General features: G+C 39.1%; 18 protein-coding genes. 4 read left to right on the top strand and 14 right to left on the bottom strand.

Features of this window, described 5'->3' with window-relative positions:
* Positions 1 to 36 precede the first annotated feature (36 nt).
* Entirely contained in the window at positions 37 to 603 is a 567-nt protein-coding gene (locus tag I6F47_RS08705) for a BON domain-containing protein (protein WP_165722428.1), read from the bottom strand.
* A 328-nt stretch (positions 604 to 931) separates the two neighbouring features.
* Between I6F47_RS08705 and I6F47_RS08700 the strand changes: the two genes are divergently transcribed.
* Positions 932 to 1,600 carry a LiaF domain-containing protein gene (locus I6F47_RS08700; protein WP_024597540.1) on the top strand — a complete coding sequence of 223 codons (669 nt, stop codon included), beginning with the start codon at positions 932 to 934 and terminating at the stop codon, positions 1,598 to 1,600.
* Positions 1,601 to 1,638: 38 nt separating this feature from the next.
* Here I6F47_RS08700 and I6F47_RS08695 read toward each other — a convergent pair whose 3' ends face one another.
* Positions 1,639 to 2,055 carry a VOC family protein gene (locus tag I6F47_RS08695; protein ID WP_165722426.1) on the bottom strand — a complete coding sequence of 139 codons (417 nt, stop codon included), beginning with the start codon at positions 2,053 to 2,055 and terminating at the stop codon, positions 1,639 to 1,641.
* Between the two features lie 276 nt (positions 2,056 to 2,331).
* Here I6F47_RS08695 and suhB point away from each other — a divergent pair, with 276 nt between their 5' ends.
* Entirely contained in the window at positions 2,332 to 3,135 is an 804-nt protein-coding gene (gene suhB / locus I6F47_RS08690) for an inositol-1-monophosphatase (protein WP_002957826.1), read from the top strand.
* A 53-nt stretch (positions 3,136 to 3,188) separates the two neighbouring features.
* Here the strand turns inward: suhB and I6F47_RS08685 are convergent, their stop codons facing one another.
* The 6 genes from I6F47_RS08685 to queA form a co-directional block, all read right to left on the bottom strand.
* Positions 3,189 to 3,998 (bottom strand): substrate-binding periplasmic protein, encoded by an 810-nt coding sequence (locus tag I6F47_RS08685; protein WP_010553382.1) that lies wholly within the window; start codon positions 3,996 to 3,998, stop codon positions 3,189 to 3,191.
* A 321-nt stretch (positions 3,999 to 4,319) separates the two neighbouring features.
* Positions 4,320 to 5,267: a protein translocase subunit SecF gene (gene secF / locus I6F47_RS08680; RefSeq protein ID WP_007586474.1), complete on the bottom strand. Its 948-nt coding sequence runs from the start codon at positions 5,265 to 5,267 to the stop codon at positions 4,320 to 4,322.
* A gap of 9 nt (positions 5,268 to 5,276) precedes the next feature.
* Positions 5,277 to 7,136 carry a protein translocase subunit SecD gene (gene secD, locus I6F47_RS08675; RefSeq protein WP_010554381.1) on the bottom strand — a complete coding sequence of 620 codons (1,860 nt, stop codon included), beginning with the start codon at positions 7,134 to 7,136 and terminating at the stop codon, positions 5,277 to 5,279.
* 19 nt (positions 7,137 to 7,155) lie between these two features.
* Positions 7,156 to 7,491, bottom strand: coding sequence for a preprotein translocase subunit YajC (gene yajC, locus I6F47_RS08670; protein ID WP_007586472.1), 336 nt, complete (start codon positions 7,489 to 7,491; stop codon positions 7,156 to 7,158).
* 25 nt (positions 7,492 to 7,516) lie between these two features.
* Positions 7,517 to 8,644: a tRNA guanosine(34) transglycosylase Tgt gene (gene tgt / locus I6F47_RS08665; protein WP_007586471.1), complete on the bottom strand. Its 1,128-nt coding sequence runs from the start codon at positions 8,642 to 8,644 to the stop codon at positions 7,517 to 7,519.
* 183 nt (positions 8,645 to 8,827) lie between these two features.
* The gene (gene queA / locus I6F47_RS08660; RefSeq protein WP_010554380.1) at positions 8,828 to 9,859 is read right to left on the bottom strand and encodes a tRNA preQ1(34) S-adenosylmethionine ribosyltransferase-isomerase QueA; all 1,032 of its coding nucleotides are present in this window, start codon (positions 9,857 to 9,859) and stop codon (positions 8,828 to 8,830) included.
* 187 nt (positions 9,860 to 10,046) lie between these two features.
* Between queA and I6F47_RS08655 the strand changes: the two genes are divergently transcribed.
* Together I6F47_RS08655 and I6F47_RS08650 are read left to right on the top strand one after the other, a co-directional pair.
* On the top strand, positions 10,047 to 12,578 hold the full coding sequence (locus I6F47_RS08655; RefSeq protein ID WP_165722424.1) for a two-component system response regulator: 2,532 nt from the start codon (positions 10,047 to 10,049) through the stop codon (positions 12,576 to 12,578).
* Positions 12,579 to 12,759: 181 nt separating this feature from the next.
* Complete coding sequence (locus tag I6F47_RS08650; protein ID WP_121953757.1) at positions 12,760 to 12,972, top strand: hypothetical protein; 213 nt, start codon at positions 12,760 to 12,762, stop codon at positions 12,970 to 12,972.
* Between the two features lie 24 nt (positions 12,973 to 12,996).
* Here I6F47_RS08650 and I6F47_RS08645 read toward each other — a convergent pair whose 3' ends face one another.
* From I6F47_RS08645 to pstA, 6 genes are all read right to left on the bottom strand, one after another.
* The gene (locus I6F47_RS08645; RefSeq protein WP_166376397.1) at positions 12,997 to 13,917 is read right to left on the bottom strand and encodes a hydrogen peroxide-inducible genes activator; all 921 of its coding nucleotides are present in this window, start codon (positions 13,915 to 13,917) and stop codon (positions 12,997 to 12,999) included.
* Positions 13,918 to 13,999: 82 nt separating this feature from the next.
* A complete protein-coding gene (locus tag I6F47_RS08640) occupies positions 14,000 to 15,268 on the bottom strand; it encodes an inorganic phosphate transporter (protein WP_007586466.1) in 1,269 nt (422 codons plus the stop codon).
* A 39-nt stretch (positions 15,269 to 15,307) separates the two neighbouring features.
* Positions 15,308 to 15,985 carry a TIGR00153 family protein gene (locus tag I6F47_RS08635; protein WP_002957838.1) on the bottom strand — a complete coding sequence of 226 codons (678 nt, stop codon included), beginning with the start codon at positions 15,983 to 15,985 and terminating at the stop codon, positions 15,308 to 15,310.
* 150 nt (positions 15,986 to 16,135) lie between these two features.
* Positions 16,136 to 16,837 (bottom strand): phosphate signaling complex protein PhoU, encoded by a 702-nt coding sequence (gene phoU, locus I6F47_RS08630; protein WP_007586465.1) that lies wholly within the window; start codon positions 16,835 to 16,837, stop codon positions 16,136 to 16,138.
* A gap of 46 nt (positions 16,838 to 16,883) precedes the next feature.
* The gene (gene pstB / locus I6F47_RS08625) at positions 16,884 to 17,711 is read right to left on the bottom strand and encodes a phosphate ABC transporter ATP-binding protein PstB (protein ID WP_007586464.1); all 828 of its coding nucleotides are present in this window, start codon (positions 17,709 to 17,711) and stop codon (positions 16,884 to 16,886) included.
* Positions 17,712 to 17,738: 27 nt separating this feature from the next.
* Positions 17,739 to 19,388, bottom strand: a complete 1,650-nt coding sequence (gene pstA / locus I6F47_RS08620) for a phosphate ABC transporter permease PstA (protein WP_197183697.1) — start codon at positions 19,386 to 19,388, stop codon at positions 17,739 to 17,741.
* Positions 19,389 to 19,401 lie beyond the last annotated feature (13 nt).

Here is a 19,401-nt window from a genome sequence, read left to right as displayed (position 1 = left end):
TAAAGCCCAGTGTTAGTGGGCCTTAACTATACTGTGTTATTCAGCAATAATAGATAGTTTATCAACTACGTCACGAACATCTTCAGCATTTTTAGCAATTTTAACTGCTAGCTGCTTTTCAGCTTCAGACTCTACTGAGCCATTCAGAGTTACTATACCGTTGTCGGTATCAACATCGATGTCTGTACCACCAACTTCTGAATCAAACAGGAAGCGAGTTGTGATTACAGTGGTGATTTTAGCGTCCGTTAAGTCGTTATCATCATCGTCCATCATGTCTTTGCTTCTATCTTTTGTGTCCATGCTTTTAACAACGGTAAGGCTGTTTTCAACATCAGATACGCCATCTAGGCTAAGTACAAGTTCTTCTGCTAGCTCTTTATCAAGCTCGCTATTAACTTTACCTGTAAGTACTACCTTGCCATTTTTTACATCAGTGTTAATGTCAAAGTTGTTTAGATTAGTGTTCATAAGTAGAACTGTTTCTGCCTTACCATCAATCCAAGCATCTTTACTTTCGTTTTCCCAGCTGTTTGCTTGGGCACCCATAGCCGTAGTACCAAGAACTAGAGCTGCGATAATAGATTTGTTAAATGTTTTCATAATCTTTCTCCTTTTGATTAAAGACACTTTAACTAATGCGAGCTTTAGGCCAACTTTATTTATATATACATTTCAATAACTTGATGTAATTTTGGGATAAGGCACTATCTATAGCTGTGTAACTATTTACAGGCTACTCGGTAAAACTTTCTCAAATAGTGAAAATAACTAGATAATTGCATTTTTGGTTAATCTATCGTTAATATAACAAAACATAAAACATCATTTAAAATTAAATCATTGATAATTAAGGTTATTATATTTGGTGCGTGCTTTGCATATAAACATCAAGAGCTGTATTAATAGTAAATATAATAAGGAATGCCCCATGTCTGTAAAAGTCGAAGACCGCCCAATAGAGCAAGTACGCGAACAAGTAATTGATCAATTAATTTATAATTACAGTCATGGGGTTATTTCTGTTGATGCATTTGAGAGACGCTTAGATAACGCGATGGATGCACCTAATAACGAAGCTCTTTTAGCCTTAGTAGAAGATTTAACACTTAATACTGATCAGCAATATAAAGCAGAAAAACAATCGCAATTTACACCACATTATAGTGCACAACAAAACAGTGATGATGATTTTACATTACGCAGCATTTTAGGCTCTAACGAGCGAAGCGGTCAGTGGGTCGTGCCAAAGAATATATATTTGAGTAACTTTATGGGATCGGTGGTGCTAGATTTTACCGATGCCATTTTTGCGCATCAAAATGTAACTATTCACGTTAACTGTATTTTTGGTAGTGATGAGATTTACGTACCAGAGCATGTAAATGTAGTGTCTAAAATGTTTTGTATTTTAAGTAGTCTTGAAAATAAATCTGTGTCGCTTAACAAACGCCAAGGTCCTACTATTCATATTGAAGGAAAGGCAGTTATGGGATCGGTTGAAGTAAAAATAAAGCGCACAATTAAAGAAAAATTTATGAGCTTTGCAAATGAGCTAAAAACCCAGTTTGGCACCGGTAATAATAACCGCTCACTATAATTGAGTAGCAGCACTTTAGCGTGCTGCTTAGTATTTTATTATAAATCGTTATTTCGCTCGCTTGGTACATCACTTAAATACTCTACAAATTCCACCTCAAACCCGGCGGGATCAATAAAGTAGACATTCTTTCTGAAAGGATTCTCGCTACCTTGCTTGCTTACTGTAAAACCCACTTTATTTAAGCGCATTACTACTGCGCTTAAATTATTAGTTACATAAGCAAAGTGTGCAAAACCAATTTGATGGCCCGATAAGTTTCTGTTTTCACCCTCACCATGATCGCTTATCGCAATGTAATGCGTGTCATCTCCAAAGTGTACCCAGCGTCTTGGTTTTCCATGCCAATCGCCTCTGCCCTCACTTCTAATCGACCAATGTGGAAATACAGCGCGATAAAATTTAAGCATACTATCTATATCACTCGCGACTAAGTTTACGTGCTCTAAATACATAATGTTGTCCTATCAATTAAGTTAGGGGCACGATAAAACCTCAAGCTAACTTTAGGTAAAGCGTTATTTAAAATTAATTCAATTTAATTAACACACAAAGGAACATAATGACTTATTAATTGCTCATTATTATTTTTTAAAAATATAGACATTTTTCAATCTTGTATAAAAAACAAACATAAGTATTTGGGGTTTATTGTTTACTTTATGTCAAAAGTCGCTAAAATACGCCGGCTGAAATATATAAACGTTCTTTTACAACCCAAAGGTAATACCATGCATCCAATGTTAAACATTGCGGTTCGCGCTGCGCGCAACGCAGGCAAAATTTTACTTCGCGCAAGTGAAGATTTATCAAAAGTTGAAGTGCAACAAAAAGGCGCTAACGACTTAGTAACTAACATTGATAAAGAAGCCGAAGCCGTAATTCGTGACACTATTTTACAGTCTTACCCTACTCACTCTATTGTTGGTGAAGAATTAGGTGAGCATAAAGGCAAGGATGATGATTACCAATGGATTGTAGATCCTATCGATGGAACAACTAACTTCATCAAAGGTATCCCTCATTACGCGGTTTCTATCGCACTTAAAGTTAAAGGTCGTTTAGACCAAGCTGTTATTTATGATCCAATTCGTGGTGAGCTTTTCACTGCATCTCGCGGTCAAGGCACTCAGTTAAACAGCAAACGTCTACGTGTTAGCAAAACTACGGTTCTTGCAGGCACTGTACTTGCTACTGGTTTCCCTTTCAAAAACAAAAACCACATGGATGCATACACTGAAGCGTTTAAAGCATTATTTGTACACACTGCAGACATTCGCCGCGCAGGTTGTTCTGCTTTAGATATGGCATACGTTGCAGCTGGCCGTGTTGATGGATTTTTTGAAATTGGTTTAAAACCTTGGAACTCTGCTGCAGGCGAACTTATGGTTAAAGAAGCGGGCGGTATGGTTGTAGATTTCGCTGGTGGTAATAACTATAACCACAGCGGCAATATTATCTGTGGTTCACCAAAATTGACTCAAGCAATTATTCGTGAAATTCGTCCAGTACTAACTGAGTCGTTACTTCGCTAATTTGATGCTATTAATAGCATGCTAAAAAGGAGCTCAGGCTCCTTTTTTTGTGCCTAAAAATAAGGGTTATCGAGCTTAATCTCTATCGTTTTGCCTTTTGTATAAGGTAGTGTATTTAAATCCTTTGCGAAGTATTCATTAAATAATGCGTCAAATTCACCGCTTTCCTGCATCATTATTAATCCCTCTTCAACAGCCTTTGCTAATTCAGGTTTACTCTTAGTCACAAAGTAATAAATACCGGTTGGATAACTTATGTATAAATTAGGCACGATTACTAAATTACTTTGTTTGTTTTCAATAAGTTCAGAGTTAACCTCAATAAACGAGCGAGGAAAGTAATCTATTCGACCACGGCTCGTTAAAGTGAACATGGCTTGGTAGTTAGTAAGCGGCCTTACATGTAATCCGTTATAGGACATTATTCTTGTATCTGGCCAGTTGTGCCCTTGTACAGCCGAAAACGTAGCTAGCTGCTCAATATTTTTTACCTTTTTAAAGCGCGCCAAGTTTTGCTTATTAGTTAATAAAGCTCGCTTACCTATATAGCCTTTAAATAGTGGTATTTTTATCGCCAAAGCAAGCGCCTCTCGCTCTGGACTACTCATACTCCAATACATGTCTAATTCGTTATCATCTAGGTTTATTAGCTTACGCTTTTGCAGTTCTGATATGGGGGTCATTCGGATAACACCGGGGTAGTTAACACTTTCAAGTGCACGTACTAATAACTCATTGAGGTACTCTTCTCGTGCGTTTTGGGTATCTTGCTTTTGAGCAACATTAATTATTTGCTCTTGCGCCATGAGTGAAAAACTTACAAACAAACTAAATACACTGATAGAAACTTTTATTGGTAACATAATAATTACCTGCTTTGTTTAAATTACCTATTATTGGCTGCAAGGCTAAACACTTCTAAAGCATCCCTTGAGCACATGAATAAATAGATAACTAGAGCGATAACACTTGGCTTATTTTAGCCTCAGTGGCCGGTGCCTTAACCTGTGGCGATTTATATATTATTGCAAAAAGGTCCTACCGATTCACACTACAAAGTTAGCACTGTTTCGTAAACTTGCACTGTTACATCCGCTAATGAAAATTTAGACGCCTGAGAAATTCGTAAATTGCAGGTATAAAAAAACCGCTCATAGGAGCGGTTTTTATTTAATGAGACTCTACTACGGCATTGCGTCTAGGTCTGCACCTTCTTTTTCAATTACTTCTGGTATTAAGTCTTCTTTGCTTACGCCCATTGCTATAGCAACAGAGCTCGCAACATAAATCGAAGAATAAGTACCAATAAACACACCAAACAGCAATGCAGTTGCAAAGCCATGAATGGTTTGTCCGCCCCATGCAAACAAAGCAATCAATACTAAAATAGTGGTGATTGAAGTTACAAGTGTACGGTTAAGTGTTTGCGTAAGTGAAATATCAATAATTTCTACAGTATCGTCAATGCGCACTTTACGGAAGTTTTCACGAATACGGTCAGATACAACAATCGTATCGTTAAGTGAATAACCTATTACCGCAAGAATTGCCGCTAATATAGTTAAATCAAACTCTAAACCTAATATCGAAAATAAACCCACAGTAATAATAACATCGTGTAGTAGTGCACCTACCGCACCCACAGCAAAGCGCCATTCAAAACGAAATGCAACGTAGATTAAGATACAAATAAGTGCAGTTAACATGGCAAGGCCACCCTGCTCTTTTAAGTCTTCACCTACACTTGGGCCCACAAACTCAATACGGCGCATTACTACGCTGTCATCAGCTTTTTTAAGCGCATCGATTACTTGGTTACCAATTACTTCAGCTTTAACATCACTACCGCGCGGTGCTAAACGAACTAAAATCTCTTGGCTTGAACCAAATAGTTGTACTGATGCATCAGCAAAACCATTATCAGCTAGCGCAGCACGTACTTTTTTAAGGTCTGCTGGCTGTGAAAAACCAACTTCTACCGCAGTACCGCCGGTAAAATCTAAACCAAAATTTAGACCTTTAACAAAAACTGATGCAAACGACGCTAAAATTAATAACGTCGAAAAACCCATAGCCACTTTACGAAGAGACATGAAACGAAGGGTTCTACTACCCAAACTTAAAATTTGCATGTCAGCTCCTTAAATCGAAAGTTTATCAATACGTTTACCACCAACAAATAAGTTGATTACCGCACGGGTACCAACGATGGCTGTAAACATTGAAGTTAAAATACCAATCGCAAGTGTTACTGCAAAGCCCGCTATTGGGCCGGTACCTACTGCAAACAGTATAATGGCAGCAATTAGCGTGGTGATGTTGGCATCGAATATAGTGCTAAATGCGCTATCGTAGCCAAAATGAATTGCTTGTTGAGGGCTTCGGCCATCGGCTAGCTCTTCACGGATACGTTCAAAAATAAGTACGTTAGCATCAACCGCCATACCTACCGTTAATACAATACCGGCAATACCAGGTAGCGTAAGTGTAGCGCCTGGAATTAAAGACATAACACCAACAATCAGTACTAAGTTAGCCGCAAGAGCAAGGTTTGCAACCATACCAAAGCCTTTGTAGTACACAAGCATAAACACAAGTACAAACGCAAAACCAAGTGCAACCGCAGTCATACCCGCTTCAATATTTTCTTGACCTAAACTTGGACCTACAGTGCGCTCTTCAACAATTTGAATTGGTGCTACAAGCGCACCTGCACGAAGTAGCAAACTTAAGTTATGTGCTTCAGCTGGGTTATCGATACCTGTAATACGGAACGAGCGATCAAGACGTGCTTGAATTGTTGCTACGTTAATAACTTCTTCAACTTTAATAGGCGGAAGCGCTTTACCGTCTGCATCTTTTTTACCTGATGGCTTATATTCAATAAATACCGTTGCCATACGCTTACCAATAGCACGTTTGGTAAAGGCATTCATTTTTGCCCCACCTTTGCTATCGAGCGTAATACTCACTTGCGGGCGTTGGTATTCATCAGCGCCAGATTGCGCGCCAGTAATATGACTGCCTTCTAGAATAATACGCTTTTTAAGTACAACAGGGTAACCGTCGCGGCTCATGATCATTTCAGTACCCGCTGGGATACGACCTTGAGCAGCAGCGCTGATATCAGCGTTTTCGTCTACTTCGCGAAATTCAAGTGTTGCTGTTGCGCCTAAAATTTCTTTAGCGCGTGCTGTGTCTTGAATACCTGGTAGTTGAACAATAATACGCTCAGCGCCTTGGCGTTGTACGTTAGGTTCTGCAACACCAATTTGGTTGATACGGTTACGAATAATCGTTTCATTTTGCTTGATAGCGTAGTCACGAATTTCTTTGAGTTTTTGCTCACTCATTGTCGCAAAAAATGCTTTATCGTTACTGCTGTCATCAATGTAGACATTTAGCGGGTAGCGAGTTTCTAAGAAGCTCTCTGCTGCGTCTTTATCTGCTTCGGTACGCATTTCTACACGCATACGATCGGAGCCTGCTACGCGGCGAACACTACGGTAACGTAGTTTTTCTTCGCGCAGGTCGCTACGAAAATCTTGTTCCATTTGCTCAAGCTGGTTATCAACCGCTGTTGCCATGTCGATTTCCATGGTGAAATGTACGCCACCACTTAAATCAAGACCTAGCTTCATAGGGTTACCACCAACCGCTTTTAACCAAGCTGGTTGAGCAGGTGCCATATTAATAGCAGAAATGTAATCGTCGCTCAGCGAATCACGCAGTAAGTCATGCGCTTTAAGCTGTTCTTCAACATTTTTTAAACGAACTAAAATTTGCCCATCTTCAAGTATTGTCGATTTAGCGGTTACATTATTTTTTTCAAGGATTGCGTTTACTTTGTCTACAACACTGAGATCGACATCAGCGCCTTTAGCACCTGAAACTTGTATAGCCGGATCACGACCATACAAGTTTGGAGAGGCATATAAAAGGCCAATGGCTACCACAGCTAAAACAAGTAAATACTTCCAAACTGGAAACTTGTTTAACACGGGGTCGTCCTTATTATTTTTATAGCGACTTCATTGTGCCTTTTGGCAATACTGCAGATACTGCAGATTTTTGTACTGTTACTTCTGCCTGCTCGTTTAAAGAGATAACGATGAAATCTTTCTCTTCAGAAATCTTCACAATTTTACCCACTAAACCGCCTTGGGTAAGTACTTCATCGCCTTTAGCCATCATACTCATTAAGCTTTTGTGCTCTTTAACGCGCTTAGCTTGCGGGCGGTAGATTAAAAAGTAAAAAACCAAACCGAAAATAGCTAACATTATTAGCATTTCCCAACCACCGCTTGCCGCAGGTTGACCAGCTGCTGCGTGTGCATTTGAAATAAATAAACTCATGATACTTCCTCTTTAATTTTAAAGTTTAATTTTTTATATCTACTAGCTCTGGCACGTCTTGGCCTCGGCGAGCATAAAAATCTTGTACAAATTCTTCTAATTTACCTTCGCTAATTGCATTACGTAAACCTTCCATAACACGTTGATAGTAACGTAAATTATGAATTGTGTTTAGTCGCGCACCTAAAATTTCGTTACATTTATCAAGGTGATGCAAATAAGCTCGTGAATAGTTTCCACACGTATGGCAATCACACTCAGGATCAAGTGGCCCTGTGTCTGTTTTATGTACTGCGTTACGTATTTTAACTACACCTGTGGTAATGAATAAATGGCCGTTACGCGCATTACGTGTTGGCATAACACAGTCAAACATATCAATACCACGGCGAACAGACTCAACTAAATCCTCTGGCTTGCCTACACCCATAAGGTAGCGTGGTTTGTCTTCTGGCATTTTAAACGCACAATGATCAAGAATATTCATCATTTCGTTTTTAGGCTCGCCTACTGATAGACCACCTAATGCATAGCCATCAAAGCCAATTTCTTCTAAGCCTGCTTGCGATTGTGCACGTAATTCTGGGTACATACCACCTTGAATAATACCAAACAAAGCAGATGGATTGTCGCCATGCCCTTCTTTTGAACGCTTAGCCCAACGAAGAGATAACTCCATAGAATCTTTAGCTTCTTTTTCAGTTGCTGGGTATGGCGTACACTCGTCAAAAATCATAACGATGTCTGAGCCTAAGTCGCGCTGTACTTCCATCGACTTTTCAGGCGACATCATAATTTCATCACCATTTACTGGAGATTGAAATAACACGCCTTCTTCAGTGATTTTACGCATTGCGCCTAAGCTAAATACTTGGAAACCGCCTGAGTCAGTTAAAATTGGGAAATCCCAATTCATAAAGTCGTGTAAATCACCATGTTGCTTAATGATTTCAGTACCTGGGCGAAGCATTAAATGAAAGGTATTACCTAAACATATTTGCGCACCAGTGGCTTTTACTTCATCTGGCGTCATACCTTTTACAGTACCGTAAGTACCAACAGGCATAAATGCAGGTGTTTCTATTACACCACGGTCAAAAATTAAGCGGCCGCGGCGCGCTTTTCCGTCAGTACAATCTAATTCAAATTTCATATCATCCTCAATGTCGGAAAAACAGTCCAACAAGCTATAATTTAACCGCTCGATTCTACCCTTTTTGCCTCATTAATACTATTAGCTGCGATAAATTCAATCTTGCTTATTACGCTAAACAAAAACCCCAGCAACGAAGCTGGGGTTTTTAATGTTTTTTACTGAGTATTAAATAACAAGCTGTTACTTGCGTGTTAAAAACATCGCATCACCGTAACTAAAAAAGCGGTATTTTTGTTCAATTGCGGTATTGTATGCGCCCATAATATTGTCTTGTCCGCTAAAAGCACTTACTAACATAATGAGTGTTGACTCAGGTAAGTGAAAATTAGTGACCATGGCATCAACAACATTAAATTGGTAACCCGGAAAAATAAATATATCGGTATCACCAAAATACGTATCTAACTTGCCGCCGTGAACTTTAGCTGCCGACTCTAATGAGCGTACTGAAGTTGTGCCAACCGCAATTACACGCCCGCCACTTGCTTTGGTTTGTGCAACGGCAGCAACTACATCATCGGGCACTTCTATGTACTCGGAATGCATTACATGCTCATCAACACTATCCACTCGTACTGGCTGAAAAGTACCGGCGCCAACGTGCAAAGTAACAAAAGCCATGTTTACACCTTTATCTTTTAGTGCCGTCATTAACTTATCGTCAAAATGTAAGCCCGCTGTTGGCGCAGCAACTGCACCTGGCTTTTCTCCATAAACAGTTTGGTAACGCTCGCGATCAGCTTCGGTATCAGGTCGGTCAATATAAGGAGGCAGTGGCATATGACCAATATCATTAAGTATATCTAGCACGTTTTGGCTATGATCAAACTCAAGCTCAAATAATGTATCGTGGCGTGCAACCATTATTGCTTTAGCTTTGCCTTCAAGAATAACTTCGTTACCAACCTTAAGCGACTTGCTCGCGCGTACGTGCGCAAGTACGCGATGTTCATCTAGCACTCGCTCTACAAGCACTTCAACTTTGCCGCCAGAGGCTTTTTGACCAAACATACGTGCTGGAATAACGCGTGTATTGTTAAAGACTAACAAATCGCCTTCGTTTACTAAATCAAGTATGTCGCTAAACACTTTATGTTCTAGAGTTCCGCTTGGGCCATCTAAAGTAAGTAAACGGCTGCTAGTTCTGTCCGCTTTAGGAAAACGAGCTATTAATTCATCAGGTAAGTCAAAGCTAAAGTCAGCCACGCGCATAATTAGTAATCCACATCATTTAAAATCGCGCCAAGTGTATATGTATCGGATATTAAGCTCAAGAAATCAGCCAAACTTATAATATCTTGTTTGCGTGTTTATCATTAAATTTTCTTGTTCTTATGGTTAAATGTCACTATTCTTGTTCGGCTGAATTATTATAAGTTACATTAGGGGTGTTCAACACGTGCCAAACCAGCTTAAATTGCTAATATTAAACGCAAGTAGTGCTGAACGCCGCGCGATTAAAGGCACTTTAGATAGCTTAAATGTATTTACCTTTATTGATGCGCAAGATAGCCAACAAGCTTTAAAGCTTTTAAAACAACACCCTGTTGATATTATAATAACGGGCATTAATGTTGGGAAAATTGACGGCTGGCGCTTTTCGAGGATGATCCGCTCAGGATTATTAAAAACACCGAAAAACACCCCAATTTTACTTATTCCGCCAATTTACTGTGAGCGTATTGCAGAAACAACAGCCCGAAGCTACGGGATAGATGCTGTACTGCCGTTTGAACATAAAGACATGCTCCCTCAAGTACTTGCGAATGTTTTATCTACTCACTTAGAAAAAAGTAGCCGGCTAAACTTATTATTATTAGAGCCACTTCAAAATACGGCCGACAAAATAAGTGAACAGTTAAAGTTAAACTTTGCTATTACTCACGTTACCTCAGCCAAAGCAGCACTAAACGCTTACAACCAACAGCAGTTTTCAATTGTGCTACTCGATGCCACTACATCAAGTGCAGAGAGCTCGAGTGTACTCGTTGAAGAAATCCTACAGCACAATTCTAAACAAGCTATTGTTACAATTATAGAAAGTGATGATGCTGATTACGCTGAGCAGCTTTTGCTGTCTGGTGTTACCGATTTTATTAGAGCCCCATACGACCCTTCATTTTTAAATAAAGTGTGTGACCATGCCGCACGACGTGAAGATTTTATGGTGAGTTATGCTGAGTTTGCTTACAAAGTAGAGCAGCTAAGCGTGAGCGAAGTGCGTTACAAAGAGTTATTTTCGGCTCATCAGCGTATTTTATTGCATTTGAATACGGTTGTTTTAGAGCTTGATCAGCAAGGGCATATTCGTTTTATTAACCCTGCATGGGAGACATTAAGCGGTTTTGGTGTTAAATCATCACTACAAACCCCATTAAGCGCTTATTGTAATAACGAAGATAAAGGAAGACTAAATTATACTATTAATGACATTTTACATGGTGGCGAGCAACAGCAACAAATAGAAGTAAAGCTCACCCATAAAAATGGCAATTTAATCTGGGTCGAATGCAGATTACAGCTAATCAAAAATAGTCGTAATAACGCGACCATAACCGCCACTATCGACAACATACACGAACGTAAACAAGCAGAAATTCAACTACGTCATTTAGCACACCATGACCCATTAACTGGTTTACATAACCGTTATTACTTTGATCAACAGCTTAATAAAATATGCCAAGATAAATACACGTATGATGGCATAGAGCATGCTGTTATTTATATTGACCTCGATCACTTTAAAATAATAAACGACAGCAAAGGTCACCACCAAGGTGACATAGTATTAAAAGAAGTGGCGCAATTATTTAAAACAAATATTGGCGAAGACCATTTGGTGTGCCGAATAGGCGGCGATGAGTTTGCAGTCATACTTACCGATATGAATTTACTGGATGCACACCTTATTGCAGAAGGTGTGTGTAGTGCGATAGAAAAACATGCTTTTAAATCAGAAGATCAGATATACACTATTAGCTGCTCTATTGGTTTAACTCAAATCACGACACAAAATAACGACCCTAATGAGTGTTTAAAACAAGCCGATATTGCTTTGTATATTGCCAAAAATTTAGGGCGTAACTTAGTACATTGCTACTCAAAAGAGGACGCTCAAAACAATACGCTTCAAACTGGGCTTGAATGGGGTCACGAAATTCGACAAGCACTGCAGCAAGATAATATTGAACTGCATTACCAACCTATTTGGGATTTTAAAGAGTGTAAAGTTGCTTATTTTGAAGCGCTCTTACGCTTAAAACTCAAAGGTAAACTTGTGTACCCAAATCAATTTATTCCCTCTTTAGAGATGCTTAACGACACATTTTTGATGGATCAATGCGTTATACGTAATGCCGTTGCTTGTGTGTCTAAGCACCCAGAGTTAAACCAAGTTGCTATTAATTTGTCAGCACAATCATTCTTAGATGAACGCTTATTGCCATTAATTGAATCAAATCTTGAAAAGTATAACGTGCCCCCTTCGCGGATAATTTTTGAAATAACTGAATCAGCAAGTATTAACAACTTAAAAGCGACTCGTAAAATGATTGAGAAGCTTAATAGCTTAGGCTGTCATTTTTCTATTGACGATTTTGGAACTGGCTTTAGTACATTTAACTATTTAAAGCAGCTTCCAGCACAACATGTAAAAATTGATGGCTCATTTGTAAGCGACATGCTTAATGACCCTATAGACTTAGCGTTAGTAAAAGCAATAAATGATATTAGTCGGTCTCTCGATAAGCGCTCTGTAGCTGAGTACGTTGAAAACGAAGAGATATTTTTTGCACTAAAAGAGATAGGTGTTGATTATGGACAAGGCTACTTTATTGCACGCCCAGTACCTGTTGAAAAAGTAAAAGATGAGCTTGAAAAAATTTCAAAAAATAAAACGTTTTACCAACAACAAGCTAGCCCAAAATAAACAAAATTAAACAATTTGTTACTACCAATATTACCTTTCTTGCCTATACTTTCAGTATCAAATAAAAAATGTCGTGCATTTTAATGTATTTCACTTTAAAAACATGACATTACCTTTTGGCGACGTAGCACTGATATTTATAGTGGGTTTCAAAGCTATTTAAGCTTTTAAGGAGAAAGGTATGACACAGCTAGTTATGTTATTACTGATTATACATTTTGCAATCGCGTATCAGTGTTATCGTTACGCAAATATTAAAGGCTACCCAGTTAAGGTTTTTACTGTATTAGGTTGCGTGCCTTACTTTAACTTGGTGGTATGGATTTATTTACTATTTTTACCCGAACTTGAGCCTTTTGAAAGCCATTTTAAAAATCAAAAGCAGCCTTTATAGGCTGCTTTCATTCATTTACTATTCTTATTTAGAAAAATCTAAACTACATTGGCGCTTTAAAAATACCTCAAGCTGTTGACTAAATAACTTAAAGTCGCGGATCCGCCCCGTAGTTTTCCGCCACAATATGCCAATATCTCTATATGCATCGCTTTGTGATGGTGTTGCCACCATATTTTTATTATCTAAAATTCCGGCGTTAATCGCCATTTGTGGTAAAAAAGTCACCCCGAGCTGATGCTCAACCATACTCAATAATGTATGCAAGCTTGCTGCTTCAAATGGGTTAATACAACTAGCACGGTTTAAATGACATGCACTAAGCGCATGGCCTGTCATACAGTGCTCACGCTCGAGTAAGAATACGCTAGCCTCTGGTAATAGATTAAAGTCGACTACGCCCTTTGCAGCGCTGTAGTCCTTATGGTGCACTAAACTAAACTGATCTTTTGCCAATACTTGTGTATGAAATTTATCGGTTTCGTATGGCAGTGCAAGTAGCGCTAAATCAATATGCCCATGCTCAAGTTTATCCAGTAGCTTATCACTCGTATCTTCTATTAATACCAGCTCTAAATCACAAAAGGTTTCTTTACAAAAGTGATACAGAGGAGCCGCTATAAAGCTAGCAATTGTAGGTATAACACCCACCGTTAATTTACCACTCAGTGGTGTTAAAAAGCTTTTAGTGAGCTCTTTTAAACTAATTGTATCGTTAATTATTTTACGAGAGCGCTCAACAACCTCTTCACCAATACTGGTAAACATAAGGCTGCGATTTTCGCGTTCAATAAGCTGGCAACCCAACGTTTCTTCAAGATTTTGAATAGCACTGCTTAAAGTAGATTGCCCAATAAAACAGGCACTGGCAGCTCTGCCAAAGTGCTGATGTTGATGAACAGCTAATAAATACTGTAGCTGTTTGATACTTGGAAGATTGGTCATTTTTTCTTTCCACAAATAAAAAGACCCCAACACCTAGGGCATTGAGATCTTTTCAAGCTAAAAGTCTTTGAGTACTTTTTTGTTAAACCCCAAATGCGGTTCTTAGTACGTAGAAAATAACAATAGCAAGGGCAGCGCCAACTGGCAATGTAATTACCCAAGAAACTACAATGTTTCTGATAACACCCATGTTAAGTGCACCAATTCCACGTGCCATACCTACACCTAATACCGCACCTACTAAGGTTTGAGTAGTAGAGATTGGCATACCAGTACCTGATGCAATAACAACGGTAGAAGCAGCGGCTAGTTCAGCAGCAAAACCACGGCTAGGCGTTAAATGTGTAATGCCTTCACCAATCGTTTTAATTACTTTTTTGCCCAAAATAGCAAGACCCGCAACAATACCAAAACCACCTAGAGGTAGAATCCACCAAGCAATAGCCGCTTTTTTAGCAATTTCACCATTGTTTTCAACAATATTTACAACAGCAGCTAGTGGACCGATTGCATTAGCAACATCGTTAGAACCATGTGCAAAGGCCATACAACATGCTGTTAATACCATAAGAACAGCAAACACTTTTTCAACATTGTTGAATTGCATTTGTTTATCTGCTTTTGGATCGATATTTAAACGAGAAATAGCAATTTTACCAATTATAGCAACGACAACTGCTACAGCTATTGCTAAGGCGTACCCTTCGGCTGCACCTAAATCAACACCAACATGCTTTAAACCTTTTTTAATTGTAACCAAGGCCATTATAAAACCTGCTAAACCCATATAAAGTGGTACATAGCGTTTAGCATTTTTTAGTGGTGCATCTGTATTAAAAATAAGTTTTTGTGCACTCATAAATATTAAGTATGCAATAAAGCCTGATATGGCGGGCGTTATAATCCAACTACCAACAATACCACCTACTTTATCCCATTGAATCGCCTCAGTACCAACAGCAACTAACGCAAAACCAATGATTGCACCAATGATTGAGTGAGTCGTTGATACTGGCCAACCCAAGAACGAGGCCATTAATAACCAAGCACCCGCTGCAAATAAAGATGAAATCATACCCAGAACCATAAGTTCAGGAATGTCTGCAAATGGTGCGGCATCGATAATTCCTTTACGAATTGTTGATGTAACCTCACCACCTGCTAAGTAAGCGCCTGCAAATTCAAAAATCATCGCTATAAAAATAGCTTGTTTGATTGTTAGCGCTTTTGAACCTACAGATGTGCCCATGGCGTTCGCTACGTCGTTCGCGCCAATACCATAAGCCATAAAAAAGCCGACTGCTGCGGCAATTAAAATTAATACCGTGCCGTAAGATGCAATGATATCCATTGTAAAACCTTAATCTTTCGTGTTTGAACTGATTTTAAATTAACGAGCTAACATCAGCTCAAGACGTGATCCTACGCGCTCTGCAATATCTGCAAGCTCGCCAACCCATTCAATGATTTTGTACAAAAACATAACATCAATTGGATTTAACTCACCCTCTACATCACGTAGCTGGCGGCGTACTTTTATCTGCATTTCGTCCGTGTCTTGTTCTATGGCATCCAATTCAACTAACATTTTTTCTACTAAGGTGACTTCTCGACCTTTAAAACCCGTTTCTAGCAATTCTTCTAATTCGTTAATTGCTTTAGATGCTTGTTTAGTCGCATCTACACAACGGGTTAAGTAAGCTAAGAAATCAGCTTGCATAACTTTTGGAATGGTCATTTCACGACCAATCACTCGCCCTGCAATATCTTTTGCTTTATTGGCAATTTTATCTTGTTGAGTTACTAGTTCGAGAAGATCTGTACGCTCTACCGGCATGAATAAACCACGCGGTAATTGTAAACGTATATCTCTTTTCATATCATCAGCTTCACGTTCTAAATTGCGAATAGTGATGCGAAGCTCTTCTGCTTGTACCCACTCTTCTTTAAATACGTGATTAAAAAAAGGTATCAAAGCTTTACTTGCTTGATGAACCTTCTTGATGTGTTCTTCCATTGGTTTGATAGGAGATTTTGCAAATACTCCTAAAAACGCGTTTGTAGGCATAACTGACCCTTTAATCAAATTGATATGCTTTGCAGCATGAATTTTACAGTATTAACCAAGATTGTGAACGCTTTTTATTACTTCACTAAAGCTTGCAATACACAAAGCGACACTAAGCCGCTTTAATAGAAAAGCATGATGGGTAAAAAATCATAGTGATTTTTCTATATCTTCTTGAGATGTATGGCGAATATCTTTGCCATTAACAAAATAAATAATGTATTCAGCAATGTTCTGACAGCGATCACCAATACGCTCTAATGAGCGAACAGACCAGACTAAGTCCATGATTTTAGGTATTGAGCGTGGATCTTCCATCATGTAAGTCATTATTTGACGTGTGATGGCTTCATATTCGCGGTCAACCTTTGCATCTTCTTTATGTACTTGAAATGCACGTTGCACATCCATACGGGCAAATGCATCTAGTACGTCGTGTAGCATTTTTAAAACCTGGCGGCCCATATTTTCAATATTTACTAATAAATCTTGCTGATCTTTGGTAAATGAGTCTAGTGCAACTTTAGCAATTCGCTCAGCTTCATCGCCAATACGCTCTAAATCAGCAATTGTTTTAGCAATTGCAATCACTAAACGCAGGTCACTTGCTGCAGGCTGACGACGAGCAATAATACGCGTACACTCTTCATCAATGCTTACTTCCATTGCATTCACTTTATAATCGTTCTGACGTACCTTTTGAGCAAGCTCTGCATCGTTACGACTCACCGCATCAAGCGCACTATTTAACTGCTGCTCAACTAAGCCACCCATACTTAATACATGATTACGTACATTTTCTAGTTCTTGGTTAAAACGCCCAGAAATATGTTTATTAATATTATGTTCCATAGTTACCTTCTCTCTTAATCTTGCACAACACGCTACAACGGGCTAATTAACCGTAACGACCGGTAATATAATCTTCGGTCTTTTTCTTCGTTGGTGTAGTAAATAAGGTATTTGTGTCTGAGTACTCAATCAATTCGCCCATATACATAAAGGCTGTTTGATCAGATACACGTGCTGCTTGTTGCATGTTATGTGTAACAATAACAACGGTAAATTGGTTTTTTAAATCGTTTATTAGCTCTTCTATTACCAAAGTAGAAATAGGGTCAAGTGCTGATGTAGGTTCATCTAATAAAAGAACTTCTGGCTCAATTGCAATTGAGCGAGCAATAACTAAACGCTGTTGCTGACCACCCGATAAGCCAAACGCGCTATCGTGTAATCTATCTTTTACTTCATCCCATAAAGCAGCACCACGAAGTGATTGCTCTACCACTTCGTCTAACTTACGCTTCTCTTTAATGCCTTGTAAGCGTAGGCCATAAACCACATTTTCATAAATTGATTTAGGAAATGGGTTAGGACGCTGAAACACCATACCTACATTACGACGAAGTGCTGCTACATCTACGCTCTTATCGTAAATATTTTGACCGTGAAGTAATATTTCACCTTCAATACGACAAATATCTACCAAATCGTTCATGCGGTTGATACAACGCAATAGAGTTGATTTACCACAGCCCGATGGTCCTATAAACGCAGTTACTTGGCCTTTTGGAATGTTCATATTTACTTTATTAAGCGCTTGCTTATCACCGTAGTAAAGATCGAGATCTTTAATCTCTAGTGCTTTTTGGTCATCCGTTAAATTTTCTAGGTCTAACTTCTGGCCTATATTAGCTTGGTTTACTTTTGGAGCGACTGTAATCATTTTTGTTACCTATAAAATCTTTACTAATTAGTGTTCAAGCGATCTGTACTTTTCACGTAAATGGTTACGTATACCAATGGCCGTTATGTTTAGGGTAATAATCACCGACACCAATAAAAAGGCCGTTGCGTATACCAGCGGGCGTGCCGCTTCAACATTAGGGCTTTGGAAGCCAACATCGTATATATGAAAGCCTAAGTGCATGAACTTTCTATCTAAGTGAAAATACGGGAAGTTGCCATCAAGTGGTAATGTAGGGGCCATTTTTACGACGCCTACTAGCATTAACGGTGCAACTTCACCTGCAGCACGCGCAACTGCCAGTATTAAACCGGTCATAATTGCAGGGCTTGCCATTGGAATAATTATGCGCCATAACGTTTCTACTTTTGTTGCGCCAAGCGCTAGTGAACCATCACGTACGGTACTTGGAATACGAGATAAACCTTCTTCAGTCGATACAATAACAACTGGCAGCGTTAGTATAGCGAGCGTTAATGCCGACCACATTACACCTGGCGTACCAAATACTGGCGTTGGCGACGATTCTGGATAAAATAGTTGGTCTAAGCTACCACCTAACATGTATACAAAAAAGCCAAGGCCAAATACACCATATACAATTGAAGGAACACCAGCCAAGTTAATCACCGCGATACGAATCATTTTAGTGATTGCATTTTTAGCGGCGTACTCGTGTAAGTAAATTGCAGCAACAACGCCAAACGGTGTCACTATTACAGCCATCAACATAACCATAAACACAGTACCAAATATAGCAGGGAAAACACCGCCCTCTGTATTTGCTTCACGTGGATCATCAGATACAAACTTACCTAGCTGTACAAAATAGTGACCTAGCTTTGCAAAAAAGCCCATGTCGTTTGGAAACCAAACATCAAGTACTTGGTACATTGGAATCGTTACAACCTCACCGCGCATATCTTTTACAGTTACGTGGTCACGCTTAGCTTGCTTGCGTAGTGCAAATAAATCTTTTTCAAGTACACCATACTGTGCACGTAATTCAGCACGCTCTTGAGCAAGCTCAGCAACACGCTCATCAGTAAGTGCATTATCGAGTAAGTAGCCCTTTTCTTTTAAACGAAGGCGTTCAAGTGCGTAGTTAATATGCCCAATGTCACCATTTTGCAAATCAAGTGCTTCGTCATTTAAGTCAACTGCACGCTCTACAAGCTCATGCAGCGCTTCAATCTTATCGCCTTCGACTGGTTTACCATCTTTAATTACACTTTCAACATAACCATAAAAATTACCGTTTTTACTACGCTCAAATACAGCAAGCGCCGCTGGTGCTGTTTTATTTTTTATGTCGGTTTCTAATATCCAACGAAAATCTAAATCTACATATTCGCGGTTACCTGTTTTAATAAGCAAGCGCTCTATTTCTTCTTTTTCAAATTCGCTAACATCAATACCTGTCGCGGCTAAACGCGTTTTTGGTACTAATTCACGGTCGTAAACTTCGCCAATCACGGTTTGCTTTGCAATCGACCCTTCAAGTTCAAATTGCACAACTTCCGAAGGCCAAAAAAAACTTAATCCCTTCCAGGCTATCATTGCTAATAAGCCTAAAACTGAAATCAAACTGATGCTCACTGCACCACCGGTCATCCAAATCCAAGGAGAACCAGACTTAAACCACTGCTTTACCATGTCGTGTCTCTCC

It is taken from the genome of Pseudoalteromonas sp. NZS37, from assembly GCF_015864265.1.
In the GTDB taxonomy this organism is placed as follows: Bacteria; Pseudomonadota; Gammaproteobacteria; order Enterobacterales; family Alteromonadaceae; genus Pseudoalteromonas; species Pseudoalteromonas arctica.
This window is presented reverse-complemented; position numbering and strand designations above follow the sequence as displayed.

What these genes read in the sequence shown, in the direction of transcription:
- I6F47_RS08705 (WP_165722428.1), bottom strand. Translation starts at nt 603, where the DNA reads ATGAAAACATTTAACAAATCTATTATCGCAGCTCTAGTTCTTGGTACT.
- I6F47_RS08700 (WP_024597540.1), top strand. Translation starts at nt 932, where the DNA reads ATGTCTGTAAAAGTCGAAGACCGCCCAATAGAGCAAGTACGCGAACAA.
- I6F47_RS08695 (WP_165722426.1), bottom strand. Translation starts at nt 2,055, where the DNA reads ATGTATTTAGAGCACGTAAACTTAGTCGCGAGTGATATAGATAGTATG.
- suhB (WP_002957826.1), top strand. Translation starts at nt 2,332, where the DNA reads ATGCATCCAATGTTAAACATTGCGGTTCGCGCTGCGCGCAACGCAGGC.
- I6F47_RS08685 (WP_010553382.1), bottom strand. Translation starts at nt 3,998, where the DNA reads ATGTTACCAATAAAAGTTTCTATCAGTGTATTTAGTTTGTTTGTAAGT.
- secF (WP_007586474.1), bottom strand. Translation starts at nt 5,267, where the DNA reads ATGCAAATTTTAAGTTTGGGTAGTAGAACCCTTCGTTTCATGTCTCTT.
- yajC (WP_007586472.1), bottom strand. Translation starts at nt 7,491, where the DNA reads ATGAGTTTATTTATTTCAAATGCACACGCAGCAGCTGGTCAACCTGCG.
- tgt (WP_007586471.1), bottom strand. Translation starts at nt 8,644, where the DNA reads ATGAAATTTGAATTAGATTGTACTGACGGAAAAGCGCGCCGCGGCCGC.
- queA (WP_010554380.1), bottom strand. Translation starts at nt 9,859, where the DNA reads ATGCGCGTGGCTGACTTTAGCTTTGACTTACCTGATGAATTAATAGCT.
- I6F47_RS08650 (WP_121953757.1), top strand. Translation starts at nt 12,760, where the DNA reads ATGACACAGCTAGTTATGTTATTACTGATTATACATTTTGCAATCGCG.
- I6F47_RS08645 (WP_166376397.1), bottom strand. Translation starts at nt 13,917, where the DNA reads ATGACCAATCTTCCAAGTATCAAACAGCTACAGTATTTATTAGCTGTT.
- I6F47_RS08640 (WP_007586466.1), bottom strand. Translation starts at nt 15,268, where the DNA reads ATGGATATCATTGCATCTTACGGCACGGTATTAATTTTAATTGCCGCA.
- I6F47_RS08635 (WP_002957838.1), bottom strand. Translation starts at nt 15,985, where the DNA reads ATGCCTACAAACGCGTTTTTAGGAGTATTTGCAAAATCTCCTATCAAA.
- phoU (WP_007586465.1), bottom strand. Translation starts at nt 16,837, where the DNA reads ATGGAACATAATATTAATAAACATATTTCTGGGCGTTTTAACCAAGAA.
- pstB (WP_007586464.1), bottom strand. Translation starts at nt 17,711, where the DNA reads ATGATTACAGTCGCTCCAAAAGTAAACCAAGCTAATATAGGCCAGAAG.
- pstA (WP_197183697.1), bottom strand. Translation starts at nt 19,388, where the DNA reads ATGGTAAAGCAGTGGTTTAAGTCTGGTTCTCCTTGGATTTGGATGACC.